Origin of the sequence: Bradyrhizobium erythrophlei, assembly GCF_042430365.1 — a bacterium.
GTDB lineage: Bacteria > Pseudomonadota > Alphaproteobacteria > Rhizobiales > Xanthobacteraceae > Bradyrhizobium > Bradyrhizobium erythrophlei.
In genome coordinates this window covers 13,236-36,420 of the sequence record NZ_JBHMET010000196.1, presented here as the reverse complement: position 1 = coordinate 36,420, position 23,185 = coordinate 13,236, and the positions used below count along the sequence as shown (strand labels likewise).

At 64.2% G+C, this 23,185-nt stretch carries 28 protein-coding genes and 1 pseudogene; 11 read left to right on the top strand and 18 right to left on the bottom strand.

The window, feature by feature from the left end:
- Window positions 1-65: 65 nt before the first annotated feature.
- Together ACFFWD_RS28445 and ACFFWD_RS28440 are read right to left on the bottom strand one after the other, a co-directional pair.
- A complete protein-coding gene (locus tag ACFFWD_RS28445; RefSeq protein WP_376970904.1) occupies window positions 66-215 on the bottom strand; it encodes a hypothetical protein in 150 nt (49 codons plus the stop codon).
- 125 nt (window positions 216-340) lie between these two features.
- Window positions 341-634 carry a DUF4282 domain-containing protein gene (locus ACFFWD_RS28440; RefSeq protein ID WP_376970902.1) on the bottom strand — a complete coding sequence of 98 codons (294 nt, stop codon included), beginning with the start codon at window positions 632-634 and terminating at the stop codon, window positions 341-343.
- Window positions 635-812: 178 nt separating this feature from the next.
- Here ACFFWD_RS28440 and ACFFWD_RS28435 point away from each other — a divergent pair, with 178 nt between their 5' ends.
- The 3 genes from ACFFWD_RS28435 to ACFFWD_RS28425 all read left to right on the top strand — a co-directional run bounded on the left by ACFFWD_RS28435 (window position 813) and on the right by ACFFWD_RS28425 (window position 2,059).
- Window positions 813-1,268 (top strand): MaoC family dehydratase, encoded by a 456-nt coding sequence (locus ACFFWD_RS28435; RefSeq protein WP_376971044.1) that lies wholly within the window; start codon window positions 813-815, stop codon window positions 1,266-1,268.
- Window positions 1,269-1,276: 8 nt separating this feature from the next.
- A complete protein-coding gene (locus tag ACFFWD_RS28430; RefSeq protein WP_376970900.1) occupies window positions 1,277-1,759 on the top strand; it encodes a MaoC family dehydratase in 483 nt (160 codons plus the stop codon).
- A gap of 156 nt (window positions 1,760-1,915) precedes the next feature.
- Window positions 1,916-2,059 carry a hypothetical protein gene (locus tag ACFFWD_RS28425; protein ID WP_376970898.1) on the top strand — a complete coding sequence of 48 codons (144 nt, stop codon included), beginning with the start codon at window positions 1,916-1,918 and terminating at the stop codon, window positions 2,057-2,059.
- Window positions 2,060-2,105: 46 nt separating this feature from the next.
- On the opposite strand, the gene ACFFWD_RS28420 is transcribed toward ACFFWD_RS28425, so the two are convergent.
- From ACFFWD_RS28420 to ACFFWD_RS28395, 6 genes are all read right to left on the bottom strand, one after another.
- On the bottom strand, window positions 2,106-2,243 hold the full coding sequence (locus ACFFWD_RS28420) for a hypothetical protein (RefSeq protein ID WP_376970896.1): 138 nt from the start codon (window positions 2,241-2,243) through the stop codon (window positions 2,106-2,108).
- Window positions 2,244-2,446: 203 nt separating this feature from the next.
- Window positions 2,447-2,863, bottom strand: coding sequence for a hypothetical protein (locus tag ACFFWD_RS28415; RefSeq protein ID WP_376970894.1), 417 nt, complete (start codon window positions 2,861-2,863; stop codon window positions 2,447-2,449).
- 155 nt (window positions 2,864-3,018) lie between these two features.
- Window positions 3,019-3,927, bottom strand: a complete 909-nt coding sequence (locus tag ACFFWD_RS28410) for a hypothetical protein (RefSeq protein ID WP_376970892.1) — start codon at window positions 3,925-3,927, stop codon at window positions 3,019-3,021.
- A 166-nt stretch (window positions 3,928-4,093) separates the two neighbouring features.
- Complete coding sequence (locus ACFFWD_RS28405; RefSeq protein ID WP_376970890.1) at window positions 4,094-4,528, bottom strand: nuclear transport factor 2 family protein; 435 nt, start codon at window positions 4,526-4,528, stop codon at window positions 4,094-4,096.
- Window positions 4,529-4,728: 200 nt separating this feature from the next.
- The gene (locus tag ACFFWD_RS28400; RefSeq protein WP_376970888.1) at window positions 4,729-4,995 is read right to left on the bottom strand and encodes a hypothetical protein; all 267 of its coding nucleotides are present in this window, start codon (window positions 4,993-4,995) and stop codon (window positions 4,729-4,731) included.
- Between the two features lie 327 nt (window positions 4,996-5,322).
- Entirely contained in the window at window positions 5,323-5,772 is a 450-nt protein-coding gene (locus ACFFWD_RS28395; protein ID WP_376970886.1) for a nuclear transport factor 2 family protein, read from the bottom strand.
- 295 nt (window positions 5,773-6,067) lie between these two features.
- Between ACFFWD_RS28395 and ACFFWD_RS28390 the strand changes: the two genes are divergently transcribed.
- Together ACFFWD_RS28390 and ACFFWD_RS28385 are read left to right on the top strand one after the other, a co-directional pair.
- Window positions 6,068-6,304, top strand: coding sequence for a hypothetical protein (locus tag ACFFWD_RS28390; protein ID WP_376971042.1), 237 nt, complete (start codon window positions 6,068-6,070; stop codon window positions 6,302-6,304).
- Between the two features lie 94 nt (window positions 6,305-6,398).
- Window positions 6,399-6,590 (top strand): hypothetical protein, encoded by a 192-nt coding sequence (locus tag ACFFWD_RS28385; protein ID WP_376970884.1) that lies wholly within the window; start codon window positions 6,399-6,401, stop codon window positions 6,588-6,590.
- A 1,067-nt stretch (window positions 6,591-7,657) separates the two neighbouring features.
- Here the strand turns inward: ACFFWD_RS28385 and ACFFWD_RS28380 are convergent.
- From ACFFWD_RS28380 to ACFFWD_RS28345, 8 genes and pseudogenes are all read right to left on the bottom strand, one after another.
- Window positions 7,658-7,879: a hypothetical protein gene (locus ACFFWD_RS28380; RefSeq protein ID WP_376971040.1), complete on the bottom strand. Its 222-nt coding sequence runs from the start codon at window positions 7,877-7,879 to the stop codon at window positions 7,658-7,660.
- A gap of 18 nt (window positions 7,880-7,897) precedes the next feature.
- Window positions 7,898-8,425, bottom strand: a pseudogene (locus ACFFWD_RS28375) (DpnI domain-containing protein); the annotation flags it as partial.
- A 111-nt stretch (window positions 8,426-8,536) separates the two neighbouring features.
- Window positions 8,537-9,595 (bottom strand): hypothetical protein, encoded by a 1,059-nt coding sequence (locus ACFFWD_RS28370; RefSeq protein WP_376970882.1) that lies wholly within the window; start codon window positions 9,593-9,595, stop codon window positions 8,537-8,539.
- Window positions 9,596-9,661: 66 nt separating this feature from the next.
- Complete coding sequence (gene uvrB, locus ACFFWD_RS28365) at window positions 9,662-12,589, bottom strand: excinuclease ABC subunit UvrB (RefSeq protein WP_376970880.1); 2,928 nt, start codon at window positions 12,587-12,589, stop codon at window positions 9,662-9,664.
- A 99-nt stretch (window positions 12,590-12,688) separates the two neighbouring features.
- Window positions 12,689-12,880, bottom strand: coding sequence for a hypothetical protein (locus tag ACFFWD_RS28360; RefSeq protein ID WP_376970878.1), 192 nt, complete (start codon window positions 12,878-12,880; stop codon window positions 12,689-12,691).
- A gap of 11 nt (window positions 12,881-12,891) precedes the next feature.
- Entirely contained in the window at window positions 12,892-13,128 is a 237-nt protein-coding gene (locus ACFFWD_RS28355) for a hypothetical protein (protein WP_376970876.1), read from the bottom strand.
- A 324-nt stretch (window positions 13,129-13,452) separates the two neighbouring features.
- On the bottom strand, window positions 13,453-14,673 hold the full coding sequence (locus ACFFWD_RS28350) for an NAD(P)-binding domain-containing protein (RefSeq protein ID WP_376970874.1): 1,221 nt from the start codon (window positions 14,671-14,673) through the stop codon (window positions 13,453-13,455).
- Window positions 14,666-15,568 (bottom strand): LysR substrate-binding domain-containing protein, encoded by a 903-nt coding sequence (locus ACFFWD_RS28345; RefSeq protein WP_376970872.1) that lies wholly within the window; start codon window positions 15,566-15,568, stop codon window positions 14,666-14,668. Before ACFFWD_RS28345 ends, ACFFWD_RS28350 begins: the two co-directional genes overlap by 8 nt.
- Before the next feature lie 91 nt (window positions 15,569-15,659).
- Here ACFFWD_RS28345 and ACFFWD_RS28340 point away from each other — a divergent pair, with 91 nt between their 5' ends.
- The 3 genes from ACFFWD_RS28340 to ACFFWD_RS28330 all read left to right on the top strand — a co-directional run bounded on the left by ACFFWD_RS28340 (window position 15,660) and on the right by ACFFWD_RS28330 (window position 17,567).
- Window positions 15,660-16,421, top strand: a complete 762-nt coding sequence (locus ACFFWD_RS28340) for a TSUP family transporter (protein ID WP_376970870.1) — start codon at window positions 15,660-15,662, stop codon at window positions 16,419-16,421.
- A 21-nt stretch (window positions 16,422-16,442) separates the two neighbouring features.
- The gene (locus tag ACFFWD_RS28335) at window positions 16,443-16,676 is read left to right on the top strand and encodes a hypothetical protein (RefSeq protein ID WP_376970868.1); all 234 of its coding nucleotides are present in this window, start codon (window positions 16,443-16,445) and stop codon (window positions 16,674-16,676) included.
- A 183-nt stretch (window positions 16,677-16,859) separates the two neighbouring features.
- The gene (locus ACFFWD_RS28330; RefSeq protein WP_376970866.1) at window positions 16,860-17,567 is read left to right on the top strand and encodes a glutathione binding-like protein; all 708 of its coding nucleotides are present in this window, start codon (window positions 16,860-16,862) and stop codon (window positions 17,565-17,567) included.
- Between the two features lie 156 nt (window positions 17,568-17,723).
- Here the strand turns inward: ACFFWD_RS28330 and ACFFWD_RS28325 are convergent, their stop codons facing one another.
- Window positions 17,724-18,515, bottom strand: coding sequence for a crotonase/enoyl-CoA hydratase family protein (locus ACFFWD_RS28325; protein ID WP_376970864.1), 792 nt, complete (start codon window positions 18,513-18,515; stop codon window positions 17,724-17,726).
- Between the two features lie 92 nt (window positions 18,516-18,607).
- Between ACFFWD_RS28325 and ACFFWD_RS28320 the strand changes: the two genes are divergently transcribed.
- Window positions 18,608-19,204 (top strand): TetR/AcrR family transcriptional regulator, encoded by a 597-nt coding sequence (locus ACFFWD_RS28320; RefSeq protein WP_376970862.1) that lies wholly within the window; start codon window positions 18,608-18,610, stop codon window positions 19,202-19,204.
- Between the two features lie 136 nt (window positions 19,205-19,340).
- On the opposite strand, the gene ACFFWD_RS28315 is transcribed toward ACFFWD_RS28320, so the two are convergent.
- The gene (locus ACFFWD_RS28315; RefSeq protein ID WP_376970860.1) at window positions 19,341-20,015 is read right to left on the bottom strand and encodes an HAD family hydrolase; all 675 of its coding nucleotides are present in this window, start codon (window positions 20,013-20,015) and stop codon (window positions 19,341-19,343) included.
- A gap of 329 nt (window positions 20,016-20,344) precedes the next feature.
- Here ACFFWD_RS28315 and ACFFWD_RS28310 point away from each other — a divergent pair, with 329 nt between their 5' ends.
- Window positions 20,345-21,913 (top strand): DUF1800 domain-containing protein, encoded by a 1,569-nt coding sequence (locus tag ACFFWD_RS28310; protein WP_376970858.1) that lies wholly within the window; start codon window positions 20,345-20,347, stop codon window positions 21,911-21,913.
- Window positions 21,914-21,915: 2 nt separating this feature from the next.
- The gene (locus ACFFWD_RS28305) at window positions 21,916-23,139 is read left to right on the top strand and encodes a DUF1501 domain-containing protein (protein WP_376970856.1); all 1,224 of its coding nucleotides are present in this window, start codon (window positions 21,916-21,918) and stop codon (window positions 23,137-23,139) included.
- Window positions 23,140-23,185 lie beyond the last annotated feature (46 nt).

The window sequence follows — 23,185 nt, the reverse complement described above, 5'->3', positions numbered from 1 at the left end:
CGCAAATTCGCTCGCATTTGACCACAGGTGCTACCGCCGATTAACCACGGCGGAACCGGCTGCCTTCAAGCGACCAGCAGGCGATAGGTCATGATCGGCACGAAGCCGATCAATGTCGCCCAGATCGCAAACGACGACACCAGCAGCACGTCATGCATCCGCTGGGCGCGCTCGCAGATCGGATAGCGCGGATCGTGATCGATTTCGGTATTCATTGCTCTCCCCCCGATATGTCCGAGGGGACAGCCATAAGCCTAAAACTTGAAGTTTCGGCTGGCCGCGCCGTTCGACTTTGCGCGGCGGCAGTCACCGGTCCTTAACCAGGGCGCCGCGCCCGGTCTCAGCGCATGCCGCCCTGCTCGCGGATCGCGCCGAGGTGCTCGTTGATGCGAAACACGATCAGGATGAATTCGGCCACGATGCGCGAGAACACGATGCCAACGATGACGCTGGCGATCGATGCGAGCAGCAGGACGAACCCGATGAAGGGACTGATCGCCATGGCCGAGAGTGCGGACAGGATGCCGGAAATCCCGAACAGCACGATGACGCCGATCACCAGCCAGTAGAACGTCTTGATGATCGTGGGCGTGATAAAGCGGTCCCACTGAAACAAGTCCTGGAAATCGAACATCGATGGTTCTCCCGGCAAGCGGAAACTGATTCGCGTCTAAGCTGTCCCCGAGGGCCAAGGGCTAGCCCTGAACCGGGCGCCGGGCAAGTCAGGGGGTGAGCTATGCGAGTGGGCCGGTTGTGATTGCCGCAAATAACGGCCACAATCGGGCTTCCTTCCGGCATATCCTCACCTCATGATCACGCTGACTTTCGAAGACTTCAAACCCGGCCGCTTCGGTACCTTCGGCCCGCGCCACGTCACCCGCGAGGAGATCCTCGCCTTTGCCGCCGAATTCGACCCGCAACCGATGCATCTCGACGAGGAGGCGGCGCGGAAGTCGATGCTCATGGGTCTGTCCGGCTCGGGCTGGCATCTCGGCTCGATCATGATGCGGATGCTGTTCGACGGCTTCATCGGCCGCACCGCTTCGCTCGGCTCGCCCGGCGTCAACGAGATGAAATGGCTCGCGCCGCTGCGCCCGGGTGACGATCTGACGCTCGATGTCGATGTCGCCGAGGCCCGCCTGTCGCGCAGCCGGCCCGAGACCGGCATCGTGACCTTCAAGGGCACGATCCGCAATGCGAGCGGGCAGGTGCTCTGCGAGATGGAGTCGCCGATCATCGTGAGCCGCCGCGCCGGCGAGAGCGTCTAGGATTTCCCATGCGTTTCTTTGAAGACATCGAGATCGGCGTAGAGCGCGAGTTCGGCTCGTTCACCTTCACCGCCGAGGACATCAAGCGGTTCGCCTCGCAGTTCGATCCGCAGCGCTTCCACCTCGACGAGGAGGAGGGGCGCAGATCGCTGTTCGGCGGGCTCGCCGCATCGGGCTGGCATGTCGCGGCCGTGTGCATGAAGCTTCTGGTCGCCGACGGCAAGCGCCTGGCGGCGGAGGCGGCTGCGCGCGGCGAGACGGTCGCGGTGTGGGGGCCGTCGCCCGGCTTTCGTGAGTTGCGCTGGCTTCGCCCGGTGCTCGCAGGCGACACCATCACCTACCGCAACCAGGTCGAGACCAAGCGCACGTCCGAGAAGCGCCGCGAATGGGGCATCCTGCAGGCTCGCAACAGCGGCACCAATCAGCGCGGCGAAGTGGCGTTCTCGTTCCTTGCGACCGCCTTTGTGCCGCGGCGCAATCCCGGTTCCTGATGTTGCGCCCACGCCTCTGATGTTGCACGGACGCCATGATTGGCGGCGACTTCGCGCGCCCGCGCAGTTGTGCATTGCGCAGAACCCAATTTTTGCTAACGCATTTTGAACTTTGTCACTGCCATATGGATTGGGCAGGGACCTTAGGGGATGACCATGGCAGATCGCAGCGCGCTGAAACTGGTCGGCTTGATCTTCGCAACGGTAACGCTTGTCGTGATGCTGGCCACCGGCATGGTGGTGAAGGGTTTTGCCGACGGCAATTATTCGTTCGAGACGACCTCGAGCATCGATCGCTGATTTAAGGCTCCGCTAACCATGGACGCCGATCGCTGATCCGGCGTCCTTACCGGTTCCAGATCAGCACCATCACGACAGTCGCTGCCGCCAGCAGTCCCAGAAACCGGATCATGATTGTCCCGACGCCCTGCTGCGACTGGCGCAGCGGAATGGGATCGGTGTTGTCCGGTCGAACGCTCTGCATGAATGAAGTCCCCCGATGCCCGCGGCCCGATCCTTGGTCGCGGCTTGGGCGTTGAAAGTTCAAATCAATTTCAGTGAGAATTGTCGTATGCGGTGCTTCTGCCACGTCGAAGCCGCGGCTTCCGGCACGAAAACCCTCTCAAAAACGAAGCCGCCGCACTCCCGTCGGGAGGCGGCGGATGACAGTTTTGCGACGGGTCGGGATCAGCTGTTGCGCAGGCCGTCGGCGGCACGTTTCCACTGCGTGACGTTGTCGGCGATCATGCGCGTCGACTTCATCGCGGCCTGGCTGAGCTGGGCATAGCCCGAGATCTCGCGCTGGACGCGCTGGCCCTCGGCGTGCAGCAGGTCACGCAGGCTCTCGAGCTCCGAGATCAGCTTCTCGATTTCGGCGAGCGAGGTCCCGGCGACGCGCTGGATCAGCGAGTTGACGTTGTTGACGGTGGCGTCGGTGTTCGGATCCATCGGGGCGGTCTCCGGGCTGGCCACGGGGCGCCGCAGATAGGCGATGTCATTGCGCACGAAGTCGCGGATCCCGGCCTCGACTTCGGAGACCGCAGCGAGGTTGGTGTCGACTTCCTGCTCGGTTTCAACTTCTTCGGTACGATTGATGGCGTTCATCGGCTTTCCCCTGGTTCGCGTAGCGAAGCGCGGTTATGTCCCCCGCACGACGAATTGACGAAGTTAAGGGTCTATCAGGGCCGCCGAATTTGACAGCATCTGGGCCAAGTTGCGGCAATGCTTGAGCATTTCGCGGAACAGGGTTGAGAGGATATTTACCAACTGCGCTTGAAGCCGGCGCTGATGCTCTTGTTGGTCGTGCCCTGGGCGGTCTCGCCGACCGAGCCGGAGACGGTGACGCCGTCGAACAGCTTCTGCTCGGCGCCGATCCGGCGCAGCCATTTGTCGTCCGACCTCGACAGCGTCTGTCCGGCGATGATGCTGGTCCCGGTGTCGTTAACGCTGAGCTTGGCGGACTGCTCGGTGTCGTAGCTGAGCGAGGGATGGCCGATGAGGCCGGGCACCGGCACGACGCCCTGCTGGGTGACGTTGTAGCCGTTCTGCAGGGTGAGCGAATATTGCTCCGACAGCGGCACCGATTTGCTTAAGGAGGTGCCGATCTTGCTCTGCTCGGCGCCGGGGTCGACGCGGGCTTCGACCGAGGTCTTGTCCCAGATCGAGGCGACGCCGGGCGCCGTAATCGCGGCCCAGGCGCTGCCTCCGGATTGCGGCAGGTTGCCACCATTGGCGAGGCGTTCCGACAATTGCTCTGATGTCGTCAGCGTCCCCTGCTTGGCGACGGTCATGTCGGCGCCGACGCGCGTATCCAGGAAGGGCGAAACCGACTGCTTGACCGATACCGCCGATGTGCCGTTGGCGTTGCGGTTGGTCGACCAGGCCGGATCGTTGCCGGCGGTGCTCACGGGCTTGCGCGCACCCTTCGGCGCCAGCGCCGGCAGGGTGGTCGGATCGGTGTTGAGCTGGCTCCAGTCGAGCTTGCTCTCGTCGATCCCCTTCAGGATATCGGTGTCGTTGGCGTCGGCGGCCGGCATGGCAGCCTCGTCGGCCGGCTCGTCGGTCTCGTTGACGGGCGGGGTCTGCGCCGCCGCCGCGAGCGTCATTGCCAGCGCAAAGCCGGCCGCCAGCGGCAGCGTTGCCCAGCCAAATCGTGATGTGGAGGTCATTCCCAGCCCGCGCATTCCAAGGCCGCAGGATGCGGTTCCCGTGGTGCAAAATTGTGGCAGAGGCGCTTGGAGGTCCCAGTCTCGTCGTGGCCGGGACATCTAGCGCGAAGACGCGCTTCGCGCTTCTGCCCGGGCATGACGAACAGGAAAGTCGGGCAGGCGGGGATTACACCGCTATGCGCGGCAAATGGATGGGATAGCCGACGGTCTGCTCGACGAGGTCGAAGGTGTCGACCAGGACGCGGAAGCTGGTCAGCTTGCCGGCCTTGAACTGGGCGAAATGCGCGATCCGCAGCGAGATCGGCTTGTTGGAATCAAGCGCGGTCAGCGAATAGCGCATCATCGAGGAGGCCGAATCCACGCCCAGCATGATCGACTCGCGGTCGAAACGGTGGACCCGCACGTTCTCGCTGATCTGCCTGATCACCTCGAGCACCGCTTCCTTGCCCCGGCGCGCGCCGAAGAAGGGATACATGTCGATCGGCCCGTAAATGGCCCATTCGACCTCATCGTCGAGCAGGGGCTCGAGATCACCAAGCTGGCGTTCGTTGATCGCGCGATGCAACGCGCGCGAGAAACGCCAGAGACTATGCTCTGTCATTTGTCGTGTTCCTGAAACTGGATTGTCAAAAACAGCGGATGGCCCAGGGCGTCAGCGTCGACGCCGTGCCAGGTTGCTGCACATCACTATTGCCGCCTGAAATAGTGCGGATCGGGCAAAACGCAATTGCCAATTTCGCATTGCACAATTGCGTAGGATTTTACCGGAATGTGAACCGGTTCATGGCCGTGTCAGCCAATTCAGCGGTCGCGGCGGCGCACCGGCTCCCGCTCGATCGCGATCTCGGCGTCGCGGATCGCGATCACGGCGAACAGCAGGGCGCCCCCGATGCCGCCGATCGCCGCCCCCAGCGGCATGAAGGTGAAGAACACCAGCATGCCGCTATAGCCTTCAAAATTCGGGGTTTTAAAGATTTCGATCCAGGCGAGCCCGGCGCCGATGCCAAGCGCCGCACCGCCGAGAGCGCCCAAGGCCAGACCGAGCAGCGCCAGCAACGCGATTTTCATGGTGATTCGTCAGCCCCACTGTCCGCATCAAGCCCAGTGATGGGTCACGGCGGGCCCGTCGAGGTTCAAGGCTGGCGCGGAAATTCGCAGCCGCGGCTGTCTGATCAAGACTCGGGCAGGGCCGCTTTGGAATTCCGAGTGCCGTCTTGCGGCGCTGCCAGGGCTCCCTCTCCCGCTCGCGGGGGAGGGTGGGGTGGGGGTGTCGCCGCGAGTCATATCGTGGAGAGAGCCCCCACCCGCCGCGCTATGCGCGGCGACCTCCCCGCAAGCGGGAGAGGTGGGCGTGCCGTGGGGCTAGATCGTTCAAGCGACCGTCCACCGCTCGCCCTAAATCCCCGCCCCCTCGTCGCCGATCAGTTCCGCCGCGACGTCGCGCTCCAGCACCTGCTGGATCAGGTCGAAGGTGTCGATGATCTCGCGGATCTCGGCGATCTTGCCGTCGCGCAGGGTGTAGAACACCGCGACATCGAACTGCACCATCCGCGCATTGCCGCGCTTGCGGAAGAAGACGCGCAATTGGGCCGCGACCTTGTCGCCCTCGGCGACCAGGTTCTGCGCCTCGTAGCGCATGTCGCTGTAGCGGTTGTGGATGGTGGTCCACATCTGGCGCAGCGCGGCCTTGCCGCGGTGCTGGCCCATATGCGGCAGGATGTCGATCGGTGCATTGGCGAGGAACGCGACGTCGTCGGTGCAGCGATCGAGCGCACCCTCGATGCCGCCGGCATAATAGATGTCGAGGAAGTTCAGTACGTGCTGTCGGTTGAGATTCTCGCGCATGTCCCGCTCCGTCGGTTTCTTTTCCGACTCGCCCCGCCGCATTGTGGGCCGAACCGGCCCGCGTTCAATCGGCAAAAAGCATCAAGTGTATGACGCGGAAGGACCGGGTTCGGTTCAGCAACCATCGCGTGCATGAAGGGGTACCGCACGACGGTGCCGGCGCTGTTACGGCGCGGCGGCGTTGCATCGCTTCAATACGAGGCCGACTTAATCGGCTTTGGCCAACCAGGCAATCGGCAGGAACCGCACCGCCCACATCGCCGTTGTTGCTGTGTCGCTTTGGAGCCATGCCATGATCAGATCCGCCGTTCTTGCATCAGTCATTGCGATCGCCGCGCTTGCCGCGGCCTCGCCCGCCGACGCCAAGGGCTGCATCAAGGGCGCCATCGTCGGCGGCGTCGCCGGCCACTATGCCGGCCATCACGGCGTGATGGGTGCAGCGGCCGGCTGCCTCTACGGCCGCCATCGCGCCAAGGAACAGTCGCGCCAGCAGCAGGAGCAGGGGCATCGGGTGCAGCCGGAGAAGCTGTAGCCAGCGTCATTCCGGATCGTGCCGCGAGTTGATCGCGCGCCCCCGGAACGCCGTCCGTTCGCTCAGCGTTTCCCTGTGCGCAACGGAGACCTGAATGACAAGACCACTGAGCAAGACCATCAAGCCTGTTCCCGAGGAGAACCAGAGCCACAAGGGGCCCGGCAGCACACCGGCCGTTCCACTCGACACCACCAAGGGCCATCGCGACGACGAGAAGCACAACATCCGCGAACAGGCCGCACATGGCAATCTGACGCAGAACACGAGCAATCGCAGGTCGGGGTAGGGCGCGTCCGCCTGCGCGTCTCGCGGCACAAGTCACCAGCGCGGGGGTGACGGTGATAGATTTGTGCACACTATTCAATCCACGTCATTGCGAGGAGCGAAGCGACGAAGCAATCCATGCCTCCACACGTGGCGACATGGATTGCTTCGCTTCGCTCGCAATGACGGGCGGAGATTCCGATTCACATATCAAACAGCGTGAGGATGCGCGTTCGCATTCTCGCGGCGCCACGCGCCCGAGTCTTGCTTCACGTTCCGCCCTCTCAATCCGCAGAGGGCGCAGGGAAAGCCGGGCGCCGATTGCACCCGCGGCGCCGATCGCACCCATGGGTCCCGTGCAACAAAAAGCACGGGGGTAGGACCACAGGTGTAACCGGAATCCCGGCTTTCCCTGCGCGATGGTTTTACGGTTTCCTTCGTGCTCTCCCCGGCGAGACCGGGCTTGTTTGCCGCCGTCTTCGCAAGGACGCTTCGCGTCCTGCGAAGAGACACCAGCCACTGGGGCGTCAGGACCACACGACTTCGCCGTCCGCCTCACGTGCGTTCGTCTTGTGCACGATCAGCGTCCACCGCATCCCACACCACGTTCGTGACGATCGCGAGCCGCCCCTCGTGTCGGGTGAGACGGGTGGATTCATACACTGAATTGCGCTTCTGAAAAATAGAAATATTTTTGCGCCTGGGGCTTGCGCCGTCGGGCAAATCAGTGGCATGGCGGCCGGCAGGCCGCGACCGTGCTGCGCCAGACGACCGCAATCGCACCGTCGGTAAAACGAGTCATGTGGGCTCGAACGACGCCAGGAATTCCTCAGCCTTCGCCCGAGTCGGAAATCGACCGAGTTCTCGATAGTCGGGATCGTCCTCCGCTGAGTCAGGAGAGTGCAGCGCAACGAATTCGGCGCCTCGCTGCTCGACCAATTCCGTCAGGTCTTCGCTCCTCATGGGGGACATATCCCGTGCGCCGCAACGCGGGCACTCGTCGTCACACGTACAGGACCATTCGTCGGTCCATCGTTTGTCGCAGCGCTCGCATCGGTAGAAATTGAGGAACCAGGCCATGGCGAACCTTCACGATTTCAGTCGATAATTGCCTCGCGATACAAACTCGATAAATCCACGATCACGCAGGTACTGAAGCTGCTGGCGTATCTTGGGTTTGACATTCTGGTTACCCGGATAGAGATCGCCAAGATGTCGCTCAAACGCATAGACTTCCTCGATCGTAAATTCACGCTTGCCCAGCGACTCCACGCATTTCATCACGTCGAGCAGCCAGCCTCGGGCCTCCAGCGACTCGCTTCTTAGAAATAGTGTCTTCTGCCACTCGGCCAGAACAAGCTCCTTGTCGCGAATGACGCCGTTCTGAACGATGTGGATTTTCCCTGCTTCCGGCACCTTCCCGATCAGGATGTTGGACCCGATCCAGCCTGCGCGTCAGGCGGTTGCCGCCAGCGGCTTCCGCCTTTCGATGATGTCATGAACAAAGAAGTGCTTCGGCACGATCAACAGATTTACGACCGCAAGCGTCTTGAGGTCGTAGTTCATCAGCAGAAGATTGGGATTGTTGCTCGCGGCCAGACGCTCGCATTTCGTCTTGTAGGCGCCATCGGCGACCTTCGGACCAAATTTGCCCTTCTGGCTCTTGAGCTCGAACTCTTCGCTACATGATCCGCACAGGAAGTCGGCCACAGGACTGTTGTTGGGAAATTGCGACATCTTCGCGTTGCCGCAGTGCGGGCAGTACGCCCAAGTCTTGACCCAGGCTTCAGTCCAGGTTCGAGCGCTTTGAGAGCCGCTGGCGTAGGCGGATTGGGATTCTTCGAAGCCGAGTTTCATGGTGCAGCATCAAGGTCTCTTGGCATGCACGACCATCTTTCCGTCACTGATGCCTAGTGGCTTACGAATGCCTACCGATCTTGGTGCATGAGGCAAAACTAGTGATCTCACTCAGCCTGCGGCAAGATAGATACTGTAAGCCGATATAATTCTTTCGCGGACGTAGAACTGAGCCGCATTAAAGTGCTGAGTCATTAGCTCTGATGACATTTCCTCGCCAAGTCGATCTGTGAACTTGGCGAAGTCCTTTTTGCTCGTGCATGCATCGTATTCCTCAATCGTGAAGTTGCGGGCATTTATGTAGAATTCCGAAAGAAGAAAGAAGGCAATGAGCGCTCGCCAAACCACAGGATGAGTATGGGGGTGAAATCCAGTGAGGATCTTCTTCATTGGATCATAGGCATTGTTAAGGTCGGTTTTCTCTTCTTCTAGATCGATTTCAAATTGAAACCATTCGATAGGTGCTGGGCCGTTTGGTCCGCTAACAATCATCGCTGAGACGAGCCGCTCAACTTCGCCGCGCACAAGTCCTTGAAATTTGAATTCACCTGGCTTGTGTTCAAGCTGAGCCTTTGTTGGCTCCGCGTAAGGATCATAGGGAAGCGTGAAATTTGGGACATTGGCTAGGTCAAAATGATCGACTAGGATATCGGGGTAAATTGAAAGGGTCATAAATTTTCGACCGATCACCGGCTCGAGGGTGACATCGAGTTGAGAAAGCTTCCGCAAAAGGAGACGGTGCAGAACAATTGGTAGAAACATCCTGTAAACGGTCGATCGTTGATAATAGTGATCAGCCATCCAGGTTTTGCGCTTGTCACGGCTGATATAGCCTTCGCGAAGCCGGTCGGCGAAGGCATTTAGCCTCCCTCGCGTGCTCCTTGCTGCAAAATGTGCGATGAAGAGGATGGGTTCGACCTCGTCATACAACCTCTTTCGTGCTTCATATTCATAATCTAAGCGCGCTTCCTTTAAGCGATTTTCATGGCTGTACTTGGATTTGAGTTCCTCCAATAAGCGTGATTGTTCGCCTCTCAACGTCTCAATTGATTGATCCGCTCGGCGCTTAATAAAAACTGAAAGTATACCCGTAGTAAGAGCGGCGACGACAGTTGCTATCGCTCCCGCGATTGCTGCGAGTACCTTTAGATCGTTTTCATCGAGCGTCACTGACAACCTCAACGAGTGCTAGCCCTTCTATAGCACGTCGCTTCTTGGTTGAAACAATGACTTTCCCTACCGCTTCTTCCACCCACCCCGCTTCCCCGGCGCGCCACCACTGGAGCGCGGCGACGGGCCGAACTCCGGCCCCGACTGCCGCGAGTCCGTCGGCTGGATGATGCGGCTGGTGGTGCCGAACGGCTTCGTCGGCAGCGCGCCGCTCGGGCGGTAGGGCAGCGATTCCGGGCCGTGCATTTCGTCGAGATGCGGCTTGTGGACCTTTGAGCCGGAGCGGCCGCTGCCGCTTGCCTTGACGGCGGAGGACACGCCTTTCTTCTTCATCGCGCTGACCGGCAGGTTCGCGGCGTCGCCGTATTTCCTGGTGCCGGCATAGGCGCCGGCCTTGTTCTGCACCGCGCGCTGCTTGGCGGTGGGGTCGTCGACCACGGCCATTTCGGTGGCGCGCAGGCGTTTGACCTCGTCGCGCAGGCGGGCGGCTTCCTCGAAGTTCAAATCGGCCGCGGCCTCGCGCATCCGCGTTTCGAGATCGTTGAGCACGGCCTCGAAATTGTGGCCGATGCTGATGACGTCGTCGGCCATGCCGCCGTCGCCGATCTCGACCAGCACATGGTCGCGCTCGTAGACGGAGTTGAGGATGTCGCCGATCGACTTCTTCACGCTCTCCGGCGTGATGCCGTTGGCCTCGTTGTATTCGACCTGCTTCTCGCGGCGGCGCGCGGTCTCGGCCATCGCGCGCTCCATCGAGCCGGTCATCTGATCGGCATAGAGGATCACCTTGCCGTCGACATTGCGCGCGGCGCGGCCGATGGTCTGTATCAAGGACGTTTCACTGCGCAGAAAACCTTCCTTGTCGGCGTCGAGGATCGCGACCAGCGCGCATTCGGGAATGTCGAGGCCCTCGCGCAACAAGTTGATGCCGACCAGCGCGTCGAACGCGCCGAGGCGAAGGTCGCGGATGATCTCGATGCGCTCGATGGTGTCGATGTCAGAGTGCATGTAGCGGACGCGGATGCCCTGCTCATGCAGATATTCGGTGAGGTCCTCCGCCATGCGTTTCGTGAGCACCGTGATCAGCGAGCGGTAGCCGGCCGCGGCCGTTGCGCGCACCTCGCCGACGAGGTCGTCGACCTGGGTGCGCGCCGGGCGGATGTCGACCGGCGGGTCGATCAGCCCGGTCGGGCGGATCACCTGCTCGACGAACACGCCGCCCGACTCGTTGAGCTCCCAGCCGCTCGGCGTCGCCGACACCGCGACCGTCTGCGGCCGCATCATGTCCCATTCCTCGAAGCGGAGCGGGCGGTTGTCCATGCAGGAGGGCAGGCGGAAGCCGTACTCGGCCAGGGTCGCCTTGCGGCGGAAGTCGCCGCGGAACATGCCGCCGATCTGCGGCACGGTGACGTGGCTCTCGTCGGCAAACACCAGCGCGTTGTCGGGGACATATTCGAACAGCGTCGGCGGCGGCTCGCCGGGACGGCGGCCGGTGAGATAGCGCGAATAGTTCTCGATGCCGGCGCAGCTCCCGGTCGCCTCCATCATCTCGAGGTCGAAGGTGGTGCGCTGCTCAAGCCGCTGCGCCTCCAGCAGGCGACCCTGATCGTTGAGCTGGTCGAGGCGCAGCTTCAACTCCGATTTGATCGACTTGATCGCCTGCACCAGCGTCGGGCGCGGCGTCACATAGTGCGAATTGGCGTAGATCTTGATGAATTCAAGCTCGTCCTGCTTGTGGCCGGTGAGCGGATCGAACTCCTCGATATTCTCCACGGTGTCGCCGAACAGGTTCACGCGCCAGGCGCGGTCCTCATAATGCGCCGGGAAGATGTCGATGACGTCGCCGCGGACGCGGAAGGTGCCGCGGGTGAATTCGGCCTGCGTCCGCTTGTACTGCAGTGCCACGAGGTCGGCGATCAACTGCCGCTGGTCGATGCGCTCGCCCTTCTTCAGCGCAAACGTCATCGCGGTGTAGGTCTCGACCGAGCCGATACCGTAGATGCAGGACACCGACGCCACGATGATGACGTCGTCGCGCTCGAGCAGTGCGCGCGTCGCCGAATGGCGCATGCGGTCGATCTGCTCGTTGATCGAGGAGTCCTTCTCGATATAGGTGTCGGTCCGCGGCACATAGGCTTCCGGCTGGTAGTAGTCGTAGTACGAGACGAAATATTCGACCGCGTTGTCGGGGAAGAAGTTCTTGAACTCGCCATAGAGCTGCGCCGCCAGCGTCTTGTTCGGCGCCAGAATCAGCGCCGGGCGCTGCGTCGCCTCGATCACCTTGGCCATGGTGTAGGTCTTGCCCGAGCCGGTGACGCCGAGCAGCACCTGGGTGCGGTCGTTGCGGCTGATGCCCTCGACCAGCTCCGCGATCGCGGTCGGCTGGTCGCCCTTCGGTTCGTAGGACGACTTGATCTCGAAACGCACGCCGCCTTCGGATTTTTCCGGGCGCGGCGGCCGGTGCGGCGTCCACACCCGCATCGAGCCGTCGTCCTTGCGGAATTCGGGGCGGCCGTCGCGGATCAGGTTCTCCAGCGCGTCGGCGGTCGCTTTGACGCCGAGCGCTTCCATCTTGCTGCGCGGTGGGCGGGCGAGTGCCTCGTCATCATCCTCGGCGGTCGGCAGTCCAAGCTGCCGCGCCAGTTCGGGATCGAGGGTGGGGATCGTCGCCGAGGTGCCGTAATTGGCCTGCGGGGGTTCCTCGAGGCCTGCGGCATCGCGCTTGGCGACGTCCTCGCTGGTTCCGCGGGTCGAGGCCCGCGCGCGATGCGCGGCGGCCTCGCCGCCGGAGCGGCGGTCCAAGGAATTGTCGGGCGGCGGCTGCAATCCGGTGCCGGAGCCCATGCCGGCGTCGCCGCGATTGATCGCCGGGTTCAACAGTTCGGCAAGCGCCGGGCCGATCGGTTGGACGTCGGGCCTCGACGCCTTAGAACTTGGGGCTTTGGATTTGGGGGATTTGCCGGGCTTTTTTGGAGTGCTTGGTGTCTTCGCCATGCCCCGAATATGGGACGAGTCCGGCAGCGAGAAAAGGGTTTTGGGCGAGCGACTTAGCCTGCGAACGTGCTGTCAGCAGGTGTCAGTAGCTGTTACGCGTCAGGCCCGCGGCGCGTCGACGATATCGAGATGGATCCCGCCGCAGCCCGTGCAGCGCATGGTCCAATATTCGGCGGCGCGGCCGGGAATGACGCGGAACACCGTGAGTTCGGCCGTGCAGTCCGGGCAGCTCGTTCTCACCTGCGGCGGCCACGCCGGATCGGGCTCGCATTGCGGCAGGGCGGCCACCATGGCGCTGCCGATCAGGCCGAAGCTCCGGCTGCCGACATTCTCACGCCATAGCGCTGCTGGAACTGGTCGATAAGCGTCTTGGCGTCCGCGATCGCCGCATCCCGATCGGACCACGCAAAGCCGATGTCGAGCATCGGAAACGAAATGCCATCGATGACGACCGGCTTTTGATCGGTTCGTTGAATCCTGGCGTGCCATTGCCCTTTCCCCATTTCAAACGACTTGATTTCAAATCCGCCGTAGATCATCCGCGACTCCGCGAGCTTTTTGCTTTTGCGGGGATCGAACCACGGGCGCCCGGGATCGAGTGTGAAGGAGATCACACCCCACCGGGTTTATTTGTGCGGAGCAGCAGGGGAGCGGTGCCTATGCACCATGATTGAATCGGCCGATCCGCAGGCTCGCTTCACCTCTCCCGCTTGCGGGGGAGGTCGCATCGCATCGACAGATGCGATGCGGGTGGGGGCTCTCTCCACGATATGACCCGCGGCGATACCCCCACCCCAACCCTCCCCCGCAAGCGGGAGAGGGGGCGCAATCCCTTCGGGGCGCGCAGCCTCATCCGATCGCTGCTACCGCCGGGCGGCGATGTGATCGGCTAGATCGGCGGCATCGTCGCCGACCCCCGACAGGAACGAGGATTTCATCCGCGACAGCCATTGCAGGCCGAGGAAATAGAGGCCCGGCACCTCGGAAATGCCGCGGCGGTGCCTCGGTTCGCCGCGCGCGTCGAGCACGGGAACATCGATCCAGTCGAGATCGAGGCCATAGCCGGTGGCCCAGACCACGGCGTTGACGCCCTCGGTGCGCAGGTCGAGCGTGCGAAGCGGCGCGGTGAGGCAGGCCGGGTCGGGCAGGCGGGCGCGGGCGGCGGGATCATCGGGACAATCGAGCCCGCGCGCGGCGATGAAGTCGTCGACCATGGCGAGGAACGTCTCGTAATAGGCGTCGCCATTGGCGATGCTCTCGGCGAGGTCGGGCGCGATCGCGATCACGCCGTCGCTGGCAGCGCTGACGCGGCCGAGCAAGGTGACGCCCTCGGCCGCGAAGCGGCGGAAGTCGACGGTGTGGCCGCCATAGGCGCCGGTGATGACCGGCAGCAGGCGCGACGCGCCGCGTTGCTCGACCGGCGTCTGGTCGATGCCCATCTCGGCGAGCCGCCCAATCAGGTCGCGGCCGCGATAACGGCGCGGCAGCCGGCTGTGCTGTCCGATCGAGAGGAAGACGCGGCGGCCGGCGCGCGCGAGCTCTTCGGCGATCTGGGCGCCGGAGGCGCCGGCGCCGACCACCAGCACCGCGCCATCAGGCAGTTGCGCCGGATTCTTGTAGGCGCTGGCGTGCACCTGGAAGATATCCGCGTCGCGCAGCAGGTCCGGCCGCAGCGGCCGCTGATAGGGGCCAGTGGCGACGACCACGTTGTTGGCGGCGATCGATCCATCGACGGTCTCGGCGATGAAGCCGCCATTGCCGTCCGTGTGCAGCCGCGTCACCGCGACGCCGCAGCGGATCGGCGGCGCGACGAAGCGGGCGTAATCCTCGATGAAGCGGATGATCGCTGCCGTCGGCGAGAAGCCATCGGGATCGTTGTGCTGAAACGCGAAGTCCGGCAGCCGCACCGACCAGTTCGGAAACTGGAACATCAATCCGTCCCAGCGTTCGCTGCGCCAGCGCTCGGCGATGCGCTGCCGCTCCAGCACGAGATGCGCGATCCCGCGCTGCTTCAGCCGGTGGCTCATGGTGAGCCCGGCCTGGCCGCCGCCGATCACCAGCGTGTCGATCGTCTCGTCAGGCACTGCGCGCCCCCTTGCGGCGCCCGGCGGGCTCGGCCGCGGCGCGGATGATCCAGCGCCGGAACGCGGCGAAGTCGCGCTGGTCGGCGTGGAAGCCGCGATAGACCAGGTACCAGCGCATGCCCTTCGGCACACCAAGCGCAAACGGCGCCACCAGCCGCCCGGCGGCGAGGTCGTCGTCGATATAGGGCCGGATGCCCATGGCGACACCGAGTCCGTCGATCGCGGCTTGCAGCGCCTGGCCGTAGAACTGGAATTCCTGGCCGCGCGCGGTGATGCGTGTAACCCCTGCGGCCTTCAGCCATGACGGCCAGTCGTCGGGCGAATGCGCGACGCGGATCAGGCTGGGCCCCTTCAGGTCGGCGGGGCGCTTCAGCGAATTGGCGAGCCGCGCCGTGCACACCGGCAAGAGATCGGCGGCGAACAGCGGCTCGGCGACCAGGCCCGGCCATTCGCCGTCGCCGAGCTTGACGCCGCAGGTCCAGTCGTCGCCGAACGGTGCGGCGGCGCCGCCGGTCGTGATCCGCACCTCGATGTCGGGCTCTTCTTTGCGGAATTCGCCGAGCCGCGGGATCAGCCATTTCATCGCAAAGGTCGGCCCGACGCCGATCGTCAGCACGCGCACGCTCGATGGCGCCGTGACCTGCGCGGTCAGGCTTGCGAGCGCATCGAAGATCGGCGTCAGCCCGCTCTGATAGGCGCGGCCGGCCGCGGTGGTGACGAGCTTGTTGGCCTTGCGCTCGAACAGCGCGACGCCGAGCCGCTCCTCCAGGAGATGCACCATCCGGCTAATCGCCGCCGCCGAGACGTTGAGCTCGTTGCCCGCGGCGGCGAAGCTGCCGGTCCGCGCCGCGGCCTCGAATGCCTTGATGCCGTTGAGAAAGAGCAGCCGCCGCATGCATGACCCTCAGGAAAGCTGATGCCAGGGCAAGATAACTCAGTTTGCCGGTGCCGTCCAAGCGCGGCAGAAATACCCTCGGAGGTTCAGCATGAGTCCGCTTCTGATCGCTGCACTTGGGGCCTTGATGGTCGCGACGGCGTTCCTGTCGGGGCTGTTCGGCATGGCCGGCGGGCTGATCCTGATCGGCGTGCTGCTCGCGATCCTGCCGCTGCCGTCGGCGATGGTGCTGCACGCGATCACGCAGATGGCCTCCAACGGCTGGCGCGCCTTCCTGTGGCGGGCGCATATCCGCTGGCGGCCGGTCGCGGTCTATTTGATCGGCTGCGCATTGGCGCTCGGCCTGTGGTCGATCACGCGCTACGTGCCGGACAAGCCGGTCGCGCTGCTCCTGCTCGGCGTCACGCCGTTCATGGCGCGGTTGATGCCAAAGGGCATCAAGCCGAATCCGGACAGCGTCTGGCAGGGCACGTTCTACGGCTCGATCTGCATGGGGCTGATGCTGATGACCGGCGTCTCGGGCCCGCTGATGGACACCTATTTCCTCGGCGGCAATTTCGGCCGGCGCGAGACGGTGGCGACGAAGGCGACCTGCCAGGTCGCGAGCCATCTCACCAAGCTGATCTATTTCGGCGGCATCATCGACCAGGCCGCTTCGCTCGATCCGACGCTGGCGGCGATCGCGGTCGCGGCCTCGATGCTCGGCACCTCGCTGGCGCGGCGCATTCTGGAAGCGATGAGCGACCAGCAATTCCGCACCTGGGCCAACCGGCTGATCACGACGGTGGCAAGCTATTACATCCTCTATGGCGGCTGGCTGATGGTGGCGCGCAACAGCGCGCTGGCGCACTAGAACTCGGAACGGAGGCGTCCGATGACGGAGACATCAGATGCATTGGTGCTCGATCTCGTCGAATGGATCGCGCGTGAGCCGAGACCCTATGCCGAGGTGATCGAGACCTGGCGCACCTCCTGCCCGCGGCTGACGATCTGGGAGGATGCAGTGGATCGCGGCTATGTCGTGCGCCGCCCCTCGGTCGATGGCCTGCGCGTGACGGTGACCGAAGACGGCGAGAAGTTCTTGCGTGCGCACGGCCGTAAGCATTGATGGTACTAGCGCTGGGTCTCCGCAAGCCGCGGCCGCGACTGCGCGGCCCGCAGATCACATTCGCGCGCGGTGCATCGCGCGCCGATTGACTTGGCTGGGGCTTTGCGCCCAAATCCATGCAGTCGCATCCTTTTCGCCAACGCGCGATTTCCTCACGTCCTCACGAGCCACAGGATCGTCCCCATGATCGACCTCCATTACTGGACCACGCCGAATGGTCACAAGATAACGATGTTCCTCGAAGAGACCGGATTGGAGTACAAGATTTTCCCGGTGAACATCGGCAAAGGCGATCAGTTCAAGCCGGAGTTTCTGCAGATCGCGCCGAACAATCGCATTCCGGCGATCCTCGATCGCGCGCCGAAGGGCGGCGGCAAGCCGATCTCGATCTTCGAGTCAGGTGCGATCCTGCTCTATCTCGCCGAGAAGACCGGCAAGTTCCTCCCCGCCGATCTCTATGGCCGTTACGATGCGATCCAGTGGACGTTCTGGCAGATGGGCGGGCTCGGGCCGATGGCCGGCCAGAACCATCACTTCCGCAACTACGCGGTCGAAAAACTGCCTTACGCGATCGATCGCTACGTCAACGAGACCAATCGGCTCTATGGCGTCCTGAACAAGCGCCTGTCGGACCGCGACTTCATCGCCGGCGACTATTCGATCGCCGACATGGCGAGCTATCCCTGGGTGGTGCCGTACAAGAACCAGGGCCAGAACATCGACGACTTCCCGCACCTGAAGCGCTGGCTGGAAACCATCGAGAAGCGGCCCGCCACGATCCGCGCCTACGCCAAGGCGAAGGAGGTCAATCCGAATTTCGGCCAGCCCGCGATCCGCACCGAGGAAGAGCGCAAGCTGCTGTTCGGACAGACCGCGGCCGTGGTGCGGTAACTCAGGTCCATCACTTCGTCATGGCCGGGCATAGTCGTCCGAAGGACGGCGTCGCTTCCGCGCGCCTATGCCCGGCCATCCACGTTTTGGGACTTGGACAGAAGACGTGGATGCCCGGGTCAAGCCCGGGCATGACGAGTTGGTGAAGCGTACGCCTCACGCCCCGACATATTTCGCCGGTCGCCGCGCTTTCCATGCCGCGAGGCCCTCTTCGAGATCGCGGCTCGGCACCAGGGCGGCGAACTGCTCGCTCTCGACCAATAGCCCCTCGGCAATCGCCATGTTGAGGCCGCGCGTGACCGCGGTGATGACGCTACTGACCGCGCCGGGCGAATGCCTGATGATGCGGCCGGCGAGTTCGCGCGCGGCCTTCAGTAATTGATCGTGCGGCACGATGCTGTTGACGAGCCCGATCTCGCGCGCGTGCTCCGGCGAGAACGGATCGCCGGCCAACAGCAGTTCCAGCCCGCGCTTGCGCCCCGCAAGCCGCGGCAGCCGCTGCGTGCCGCCGAAGGTCGGCGGCATGCCGAGCTTGATCTCGGGCTTTGCGAACAGCGCCTTGTCGCTGGCAACAGCGAGATGAACCGCTTCGGTGATCTCGCAGCCGCCGCCGAAGGCGAGCCCGTTGACGGCAGCGATGACCGGTTTCCTGAACGCCTCGAGCCGCGCCGTCATGGCCTGGCCGCGCCGGACGAAATCGCGCACGGCAATCGCGGTGCCCTGCCGGACGCTTTCAGAGAATTCGTTGATGTCGGCGCCGGCGGAAAAGGCGCGCTCGCCGGCGCCGGTCAGGATCACGGCACGCACGGCCGCATCGCCTTCGATTCTGTCGAGCGCGGCCATCAACTGGTCGATCAGCTCATAGTTCAGCGCGTTCAGCCGTTCCGGGCGGTTCAGCGTGATCAGCGCGATCTCGTCGTCGATCTCGAGCAGGATGGGGTTGGTCATTGATGCGGTCTCCGGCATTCGCTTGGTGTCGCGAGGGAATGTAGCGGCAGCCGCGATTTGTGTATATTCACTGGTTAGTATACATACAGGTCATGCCCAGACCCTCCGAACCCACCCGAGAGCGCATCATCCAGGCGGCGAATTCGCTGTTCTACAATGAAGGCATCCGGCGCGTGAGCGTCGACGAGGTGGCCGCCAAGGCCGGCCTGACCAAGCGCACGCTCTATTACCATTTCAAGAGCAAGGACGATCTGGTCGCGGCCTATCTCGCCGCGCGTGACCAGCCCAACCTCGCGCTGTTCCGGAAATGGTTCACCGAGGCCGAGGGCGGCCTGCCGGCCAAGGTCGAGGCGATCTTCCGCAATCTCGCGCGCTCGGCGCGGCACCCGAAATGGAAGGGGTGCGGCTTCCTGCGCACCTCGGCGGAGCTCGCCAATCTGCCCGGCCATCCCGCGATCAGGATCGGCGCCGCGCACAAGAAGAAGTTCGAGGACTGGCTGCGCGTGACCTTCGCGGCAGAGGGCATCGCCGATCCACTGCGGCTCGCGCGGCAGATGCTGCTGCTGCTGGACGGATCGTTCGCCGTCGTGCTGCTGCATCGTGATGCCAGCTACATGGAGACCGCGGGCGAAGCGGCGCGTGCGTTGATCGAGATGGCGTTGGCGAAGGCGGGGCGCAAACGGCGTTAGAGTCGCGGGACGCTCTCGTCGTCATTGCGAGGAGCTCGCGACAAAATTGCAAAGCAATTTTGCGCTGAAGCGACGAAGCAATCCATGGCCGCGCGAGCGGACAGATGGATTGCTTCGCTATCGCTCGCAATGACGGCTAAAGTGCGCCGCGCTCCCGCAACATCGCCAGCACCGCATTCAGATCCGGCAGCACGGCTGCGCATTTCGCGCGCGTCTCGTCGGTCGGTGGCGTCATGTCGGGCACCATCAGCGTGATGGCGCCGGCGGCGTGGGCCGCGGCGACGCCGTGGTTGGAATCTTCCACGGCGACGCAGGCCGCCGGCATCAGGCCAAGCTGTGCCGCCGCCTTGAGGTAGAGTTCGGGGTCCGGCTTGCCGTGCGTCACGTCGTCGAGCGTCAGCAGTGTGTCGAAGCGCTCGCGGATTCCGGCGAGTGTGAGATTGCGTTCAGCCGAGCGCCGCGAAGACGAGGTCACGATCGCCATCGGGCAATTGGCGGCCTCCAGGCCGTTGAGCAGTTCGAGTGTGCCTGATTTGAGCGGCAGGCCGGCGCGCATCATTGCGTCGCGATGGCCGATGAACGCCTGGTTGACGTCGGCCATTGGAAAGTCCGCACCATAGCGGTCGAGCAGCATCGCCTCGCAGGCCGGCGCGGGAAGGCCGACCATGGCGTGGCAGAGCGCGACGACATCGTCGGTGTAGCCGCACCCGTTCAGCGCCGCGACCAGGCTGTCGAAATAGACCTTCTCGGTGTCGAGCAGCGTGCCGTCCATGTCGAGCAGGACGGCGCTGACGGTCCAGCGCTCGCTCATGTCGCGCTCACGCTTGCGCGTTGTTGCGCGAGCTTGCGCAGGCAGGCGGGGCACAGGCAATCGCCGCCGTCGGTCGGCATCGCTACGCGATAGCTTTCATCGGCACACCAGCAGCCGCCGGCAGGGCTGCAGCCGAACTCGGTGCCGCATTGCGCACAGGCGAGGCGGCGCGGGGAGGAGCTTTCTGGCCGATCTGTCATCACGAGAGGTGCATTCTAACCGGGAATTAATCCTGGAATTAATCTCGGGTTCATCCCGAACCGCGCTATGATGCGGCGCAACTCATATAGCCGGGATACGGCGCCAAGGGAAATCTCAAGGACACTGCGATGGCCCGCGATTCGCAAGCAGCGCTGGTTGCCCTCAATCGCTTCGGATTCGGCGCCCGCGGCGGCGCATCCGGCGATTTCATCAATGCGGCCTCCGATCCGCGCGGCTTCGTCAAGGCGGAGTTGACGCGGCCGAACGGCGCGTTGCTCGAAGTGCCCGGCCTGCTCTCGACGGCTGAGCTCGGCAAACAAGTGTTCGACTATCAGTTCGAACAGCAGCAGGCGCGTGCCGCCGCGAAGGCGACCCAGCCGGCCGCGACCTTGACGCCGTCCCAGCAGCCGTCGTCCGATGCAAGACCGCAGCAACGGCGCAACCTGTCGCTCTCCACCATCGCCAAGGAGATCGCGGCGAAGGATCCGGCGATGCGGCAGGCGGACAATGCCAACGCCGCGATGGCGCCGACTGATTCGATGCAGCCCTTGGTCGATCCGCCGAAGCCGCCAGCACAGCCGCTCAATATCATCCAGAAGACGTTCCGCGCCGAGGCCCTGGCGCGACTGCAGCGCGGCGTGGTCGCCGATTGCGGCTTCGTCGAGCGGCTCGTCGTGTTCTGGTCGAACCATTTCTGCATCTCGGCCAACAAGGGCGCGCTGGCGCGGATGTGGGCCGGCTCGTTCGAGCGCGAGGCGATCCGCCCGCACGTGCTCGGCCGCTTCGCCGACATGCTGAAGGCGGTCGAGCAGCATCCGGCGATGCTGTTCTTTCTCGACAACCAGCAATCGCTGGGGCCGGAGTCCCGCGCCGGCATCAACCGCAACCGCGGCCTCAACGAAAATCTCGCGCGCGAGATCATGGAGCTGCATACGCTCGGCGTCGGCGGCGGCTACACCCAGGATGACGTCACCTCGCTCGCGCGCATCATCACGGGATGGACCTATGCCGGACGCCAGGGCCAGCTCGGCACACCCGGCACCTTCGTGTTCAACGCCAATGCGCACCAGCCCGGCGCGCAGCAGGTGCTCGGCAAGGTCTATGAACCAAGCGGCGTCGCGCAGGGCGAGGCTGTTCTCGCTGACATCGCGCGGCATCCGTCGACGGCGAAGTTCATCGCCACCAAATTCGCGCGCCACTTCGTGGCGGACGAGCCGCCGCCGGCGCTGGTCGCAACGCTGCGGGACGTGTTCACCAAGACCGACGGAAATCTCGGCGCGCTGGCGAACGCGCTGGTCGATTCCAACGAGGCCTGGCAGGCGCCGCTCGGCAAGATCCGCTCGCCCTATGAATTCCTGGTCGCGTCGGGCCGCCTGTTGGCGCGCAATCCGGAGGATCCGGGGCGCTACCTCAACGGCCTCAACGTGCTCGGCCAGCCGCTGTGGTCGCCCGCGGGACCGAACGGCTTTGCCGATACCAACGCGGCGTGGGCCGCGCCCGAAGGCATCAAGCTCAGGCTCGACATTTCGGCGCAGATTGCGTCCACGCTCGCCGACCGGCTCGATCCGCGCGATCTGCTCGAGCTTGTCGCGGCGGATGCCGCTTCGCCCGAGACGCGGCGGACGATCGAGCGCGCCGAATCGCGCCAGCAGGCGCTCGCGCTGTTGTTGATGTCGCCGGAATTCCAGAGGAGGTGACGATGGAGTGCCGTGAGAGCTTGATGGCGCAGGCGACGTCGCGGCGCGCGCTGCTCCTTGGCGGCGCCTCCTTTGCGGCCTGGGCCTATTTGCCGAAATTCGCACGCGCCGCCGACGGCCGCGATCCGCGGCTTGTTGTCGTGATCCTGCGCGGCGCGCTCGATGGTCTCGCTACCGTCGCGCCGATCGGCGATCCCGATTATCTCGGCCTGCATGGTTCGATTGCGCTCCGGTCCGATGGGCCGAATGCCGCTGTGATGCTCGATCCGTTCTTCGGCCTGCATCCGGCGATGCCGGAATTCGCGCGGATGTATCGCGCGAAACAGGCCGCGGTGATCCACGCGGTTGCCACCTCCTATCGCGACCGCTCGCATTTCGACGGCCAGGATGTGCTCGAGAGCGGCTTTCCCGGTCCGGGCCGCGTGCAATCCGGCTGGCTCAACCGTGCGCTGGAGGGGCTGCCGAAGGGCGAACGGGTGATGAGCGCGCTCGCGGTCGGCCCGACCACGCCGCTGGTGCTGCGCGGCGCAGCACCAACCGTCGGCTGGGCGCCGGTCGCGCTGCCGCAGGCGGCCGACGACACCGCGATGCGGCTCATGGATCTCTACCAGCACCGCGATCCCGCACTCGCGACCGCGCTGACGCAAGGGTTGCAGCTCGAGAAGCAGGCGCAGGGCGACGACATGAAGCCGAAGCCCGGCGTCAACGGAATCGGCGCGATGCGGCAGGTGGCGCGCGGCGCCGCCAAGCTGATGGCGGCCGACGACGGCCCGCGCATCGGCGCACTCGCCTTCGACGGCTGGGACACCCATGCCAATGAGGGCGGCCCGGTCGGGCGGCTTGCGCAACTGCTCGGCGGCCTCGATGGTGCAATCGCCGAGTTCGAGAGCGGCTTGGGGGGGCGCTGGCGCGACACTGTGATCGTGGTCGCGACCGAGTTCGGCCGCACCGCGCGCGTCAACGGCACCGAAGGCACCGACCATGGCACCGGCACCATCGCATTGCTCGCCGGCGGCGCGGTGAAGGGCGGCCGCATCATCACCGATTGGCCGGGCCTGAAGCCAGCCAATCTCTACCAGGCCCGTGACCTCGCCCCGACCACCGACTTGCGCGCCGTGATGAAGGGCGTGCTGCACGACCAGTTCGGCGTCGGCGAGCGCGTGCTGGCGGAAACGGTGTTTCCGGACAGCGCGCCGGTGAGGCCGATGAAGGGGCTGGTGGCTTAGAGCGATCGGAGTTCGCTCACCGCAAATGGGCGAACCTCGATCGGGA

What these genes read in the sequence shown, in the direction of transcription:
- ACFFWD_RS28430 (WP_376970900.1), top strand. Translation starts at nt 1,277, where the DNA reads ATGCGTTTCTTTGAAGACATCGAGATCGGCGTAGAGCGCGAGTTCGGC.
- ACFFWD_RS28340 (WP_376970870.1), top strand. Translation starts at nt 15,660, where the DNA reads ATGAGTCCGCTTCTGATCGCTGCACTTGGGGCCTTGATGGTCGCGACG.
- ACFFWD_RS28335 (WP_376970868.1), top strand. Translation starts at nt 16,443, where the DNA reads ATGACGGAGACATCAGATGCATTGGTGCTCGATCTCGTCGAATGGATC.
- ACFFWD_RS28345 (WP_376970872.1), bottom strand. Translation starts at nt 15,568, where the DNA reads ATGCGGCGGCTGCTCTTTCTCAACGGCATCAAGGCATTCGAGGCCGCG.
- ACFFWD_RS28325 (WP_376970864.1), bottom strand. Translation starts at nt 18,515, where the DNA reads ATGACCAACCCCATCCTGCTCGAGATCGACGACGAGATCGCGCTGATC.
- ACFFWD_RS28355 (WP_376970876.1), bottom strand. Translation starts at nt 13,128, where the DNA reads ATGATCTACGGCGGATTTGAAATCAAGTCGTTTGAAATGGGGAAAGGG.
- ACFFWD_RS28395 (WP_376970886.1), bottom strand. Translation starts at nt 5,772, where the DNA reads ATGCGCGAGAATCTCAACCGACAGCACGTACTGAACTTCCTCGACATC.
- ACFFWD_RS28415 (WP_376970894.1), bottom strand. Translation starts at nt 2,863, where the DNA reads ATGAACGCCATCAATCGTACCGAAGAAGTTGAAACCGAGCAGGAAGTC.
- ACFFWD_RS28330 (WP_376970866.1), top strand. Translation starts at nt 16,860, where the DNA reads ATGATCGACCTCCATTACTGGACCACGCCGAATGGTCACAAGATAACG.
- ACFFWD_RS28305 (WP_376970856.1), top strand. Translation starts at nt 21,916, where the DNA reads ATGGAGTGCCGTGAGAGCTTGATGGCGCAGGCGACGTCGCGGCGCGCG.
- uvrB (WP_376970880.1), bottom strand. Translation starts at nt 12,589, where the DNA reads ATGGCGAAGACACCAAGCACTCCAAAAAAGCCCGGCAAATCCCCCAAA.
- ACFFWD_RS28310 (WP_376970858.1), top strand. Translation starts at nt 20,345, where the DNA reads ATGGCCCGCGATTCGCAAGCAGCGCTGGTTGCCCTCAATCGCTTCGGA.
- ACFFWD_RS28400 (WP_376970888.1), bottom strand. Translation starts at nt 4,995, where the DNA reads ATGAAAATCGCGTTGCTGGCGCTGCTCGGTCTGGCCTTGGGCGCTCTC.
- ACFFWD_RS28420 (WP_376970896.1), bottom strand. Translation starts at nt 2,243, where the DNA reads ATGCAGAGCGTTCGACCGGACAACACCGATCCCATTCCGCTGCGCCAG.
- ACFFWD_RS28360 (WP_376970878.1), bottom strand. Translation starts at nt 12,880, where the DNA reads ATGGTGGCCGCCCTGCCGCAATGCGAGCCCGATCCGGCGTGGCCGCCG.
- ACFFWD_RS28425 (WP_376970898.1), top strand. Translation starts at nt 1,916, where the DNA reads ATGGCAGATCGCAGCGCGCTGAAACTGGTCGGCTTGATCTTCGCAACG.
- ACFFWD_RS28405 (WP_376970890.1), bottom strand. Translation starts at nt 4,528, where the DNA reads ATGACAGAGCATAGTCTCTGGCGTTTCTCGCGCGCGTTGCATCGCGCG.
- ACFFWD_RS28410 (WP_376970892.1), bottom strand. Translation starts at nt 3,927, where the DNA reads ATGACCTCCACATCACGATTTGGCTGGGCAACGCTGCCGCTGGCGGCC.
- ACFFWD_RS28385 (WP_376970884.1), top strand. Translation starts at nt 6,399, where the DNA reads ATGACAAGACCACTGAGCAAGACCATCAAGCCTGTTCCCGAGGAGAAC.
- ACFFWD_RS28320 (WP_376970862.1), top strand. Translation starts at nt 18,608, where the DNA reads ATGCCCAGACCCTCCGAACCCACCCGAGAGCGCATCATCCAGGCGGCG.
- ACFFWD_RS28445 (WP_376970904.1), bottom strand. Translation starts at nt 215, where the DNA reads ATGAATACCGAAATCGATCACGATCCGCGCTATCCGATCTGCGAGCGC.
- ACFFWD_RS28315 (WP_376970860.1), bottom strand. Translation starts at nt 20,015, where the DNA reads ATGAGCGAGCGCTGGACCGTCAGCGCCGTCCTGCTCGACATGGACGGC.
- ACFFWD_RS28440 (WP_376970902.1), bottom strand. Translation starts at nt 634, where the DNA reads ATGTTCGATTTCCAGGACTTGTTTCAGTGGGACCGCTTTATCACGCCC.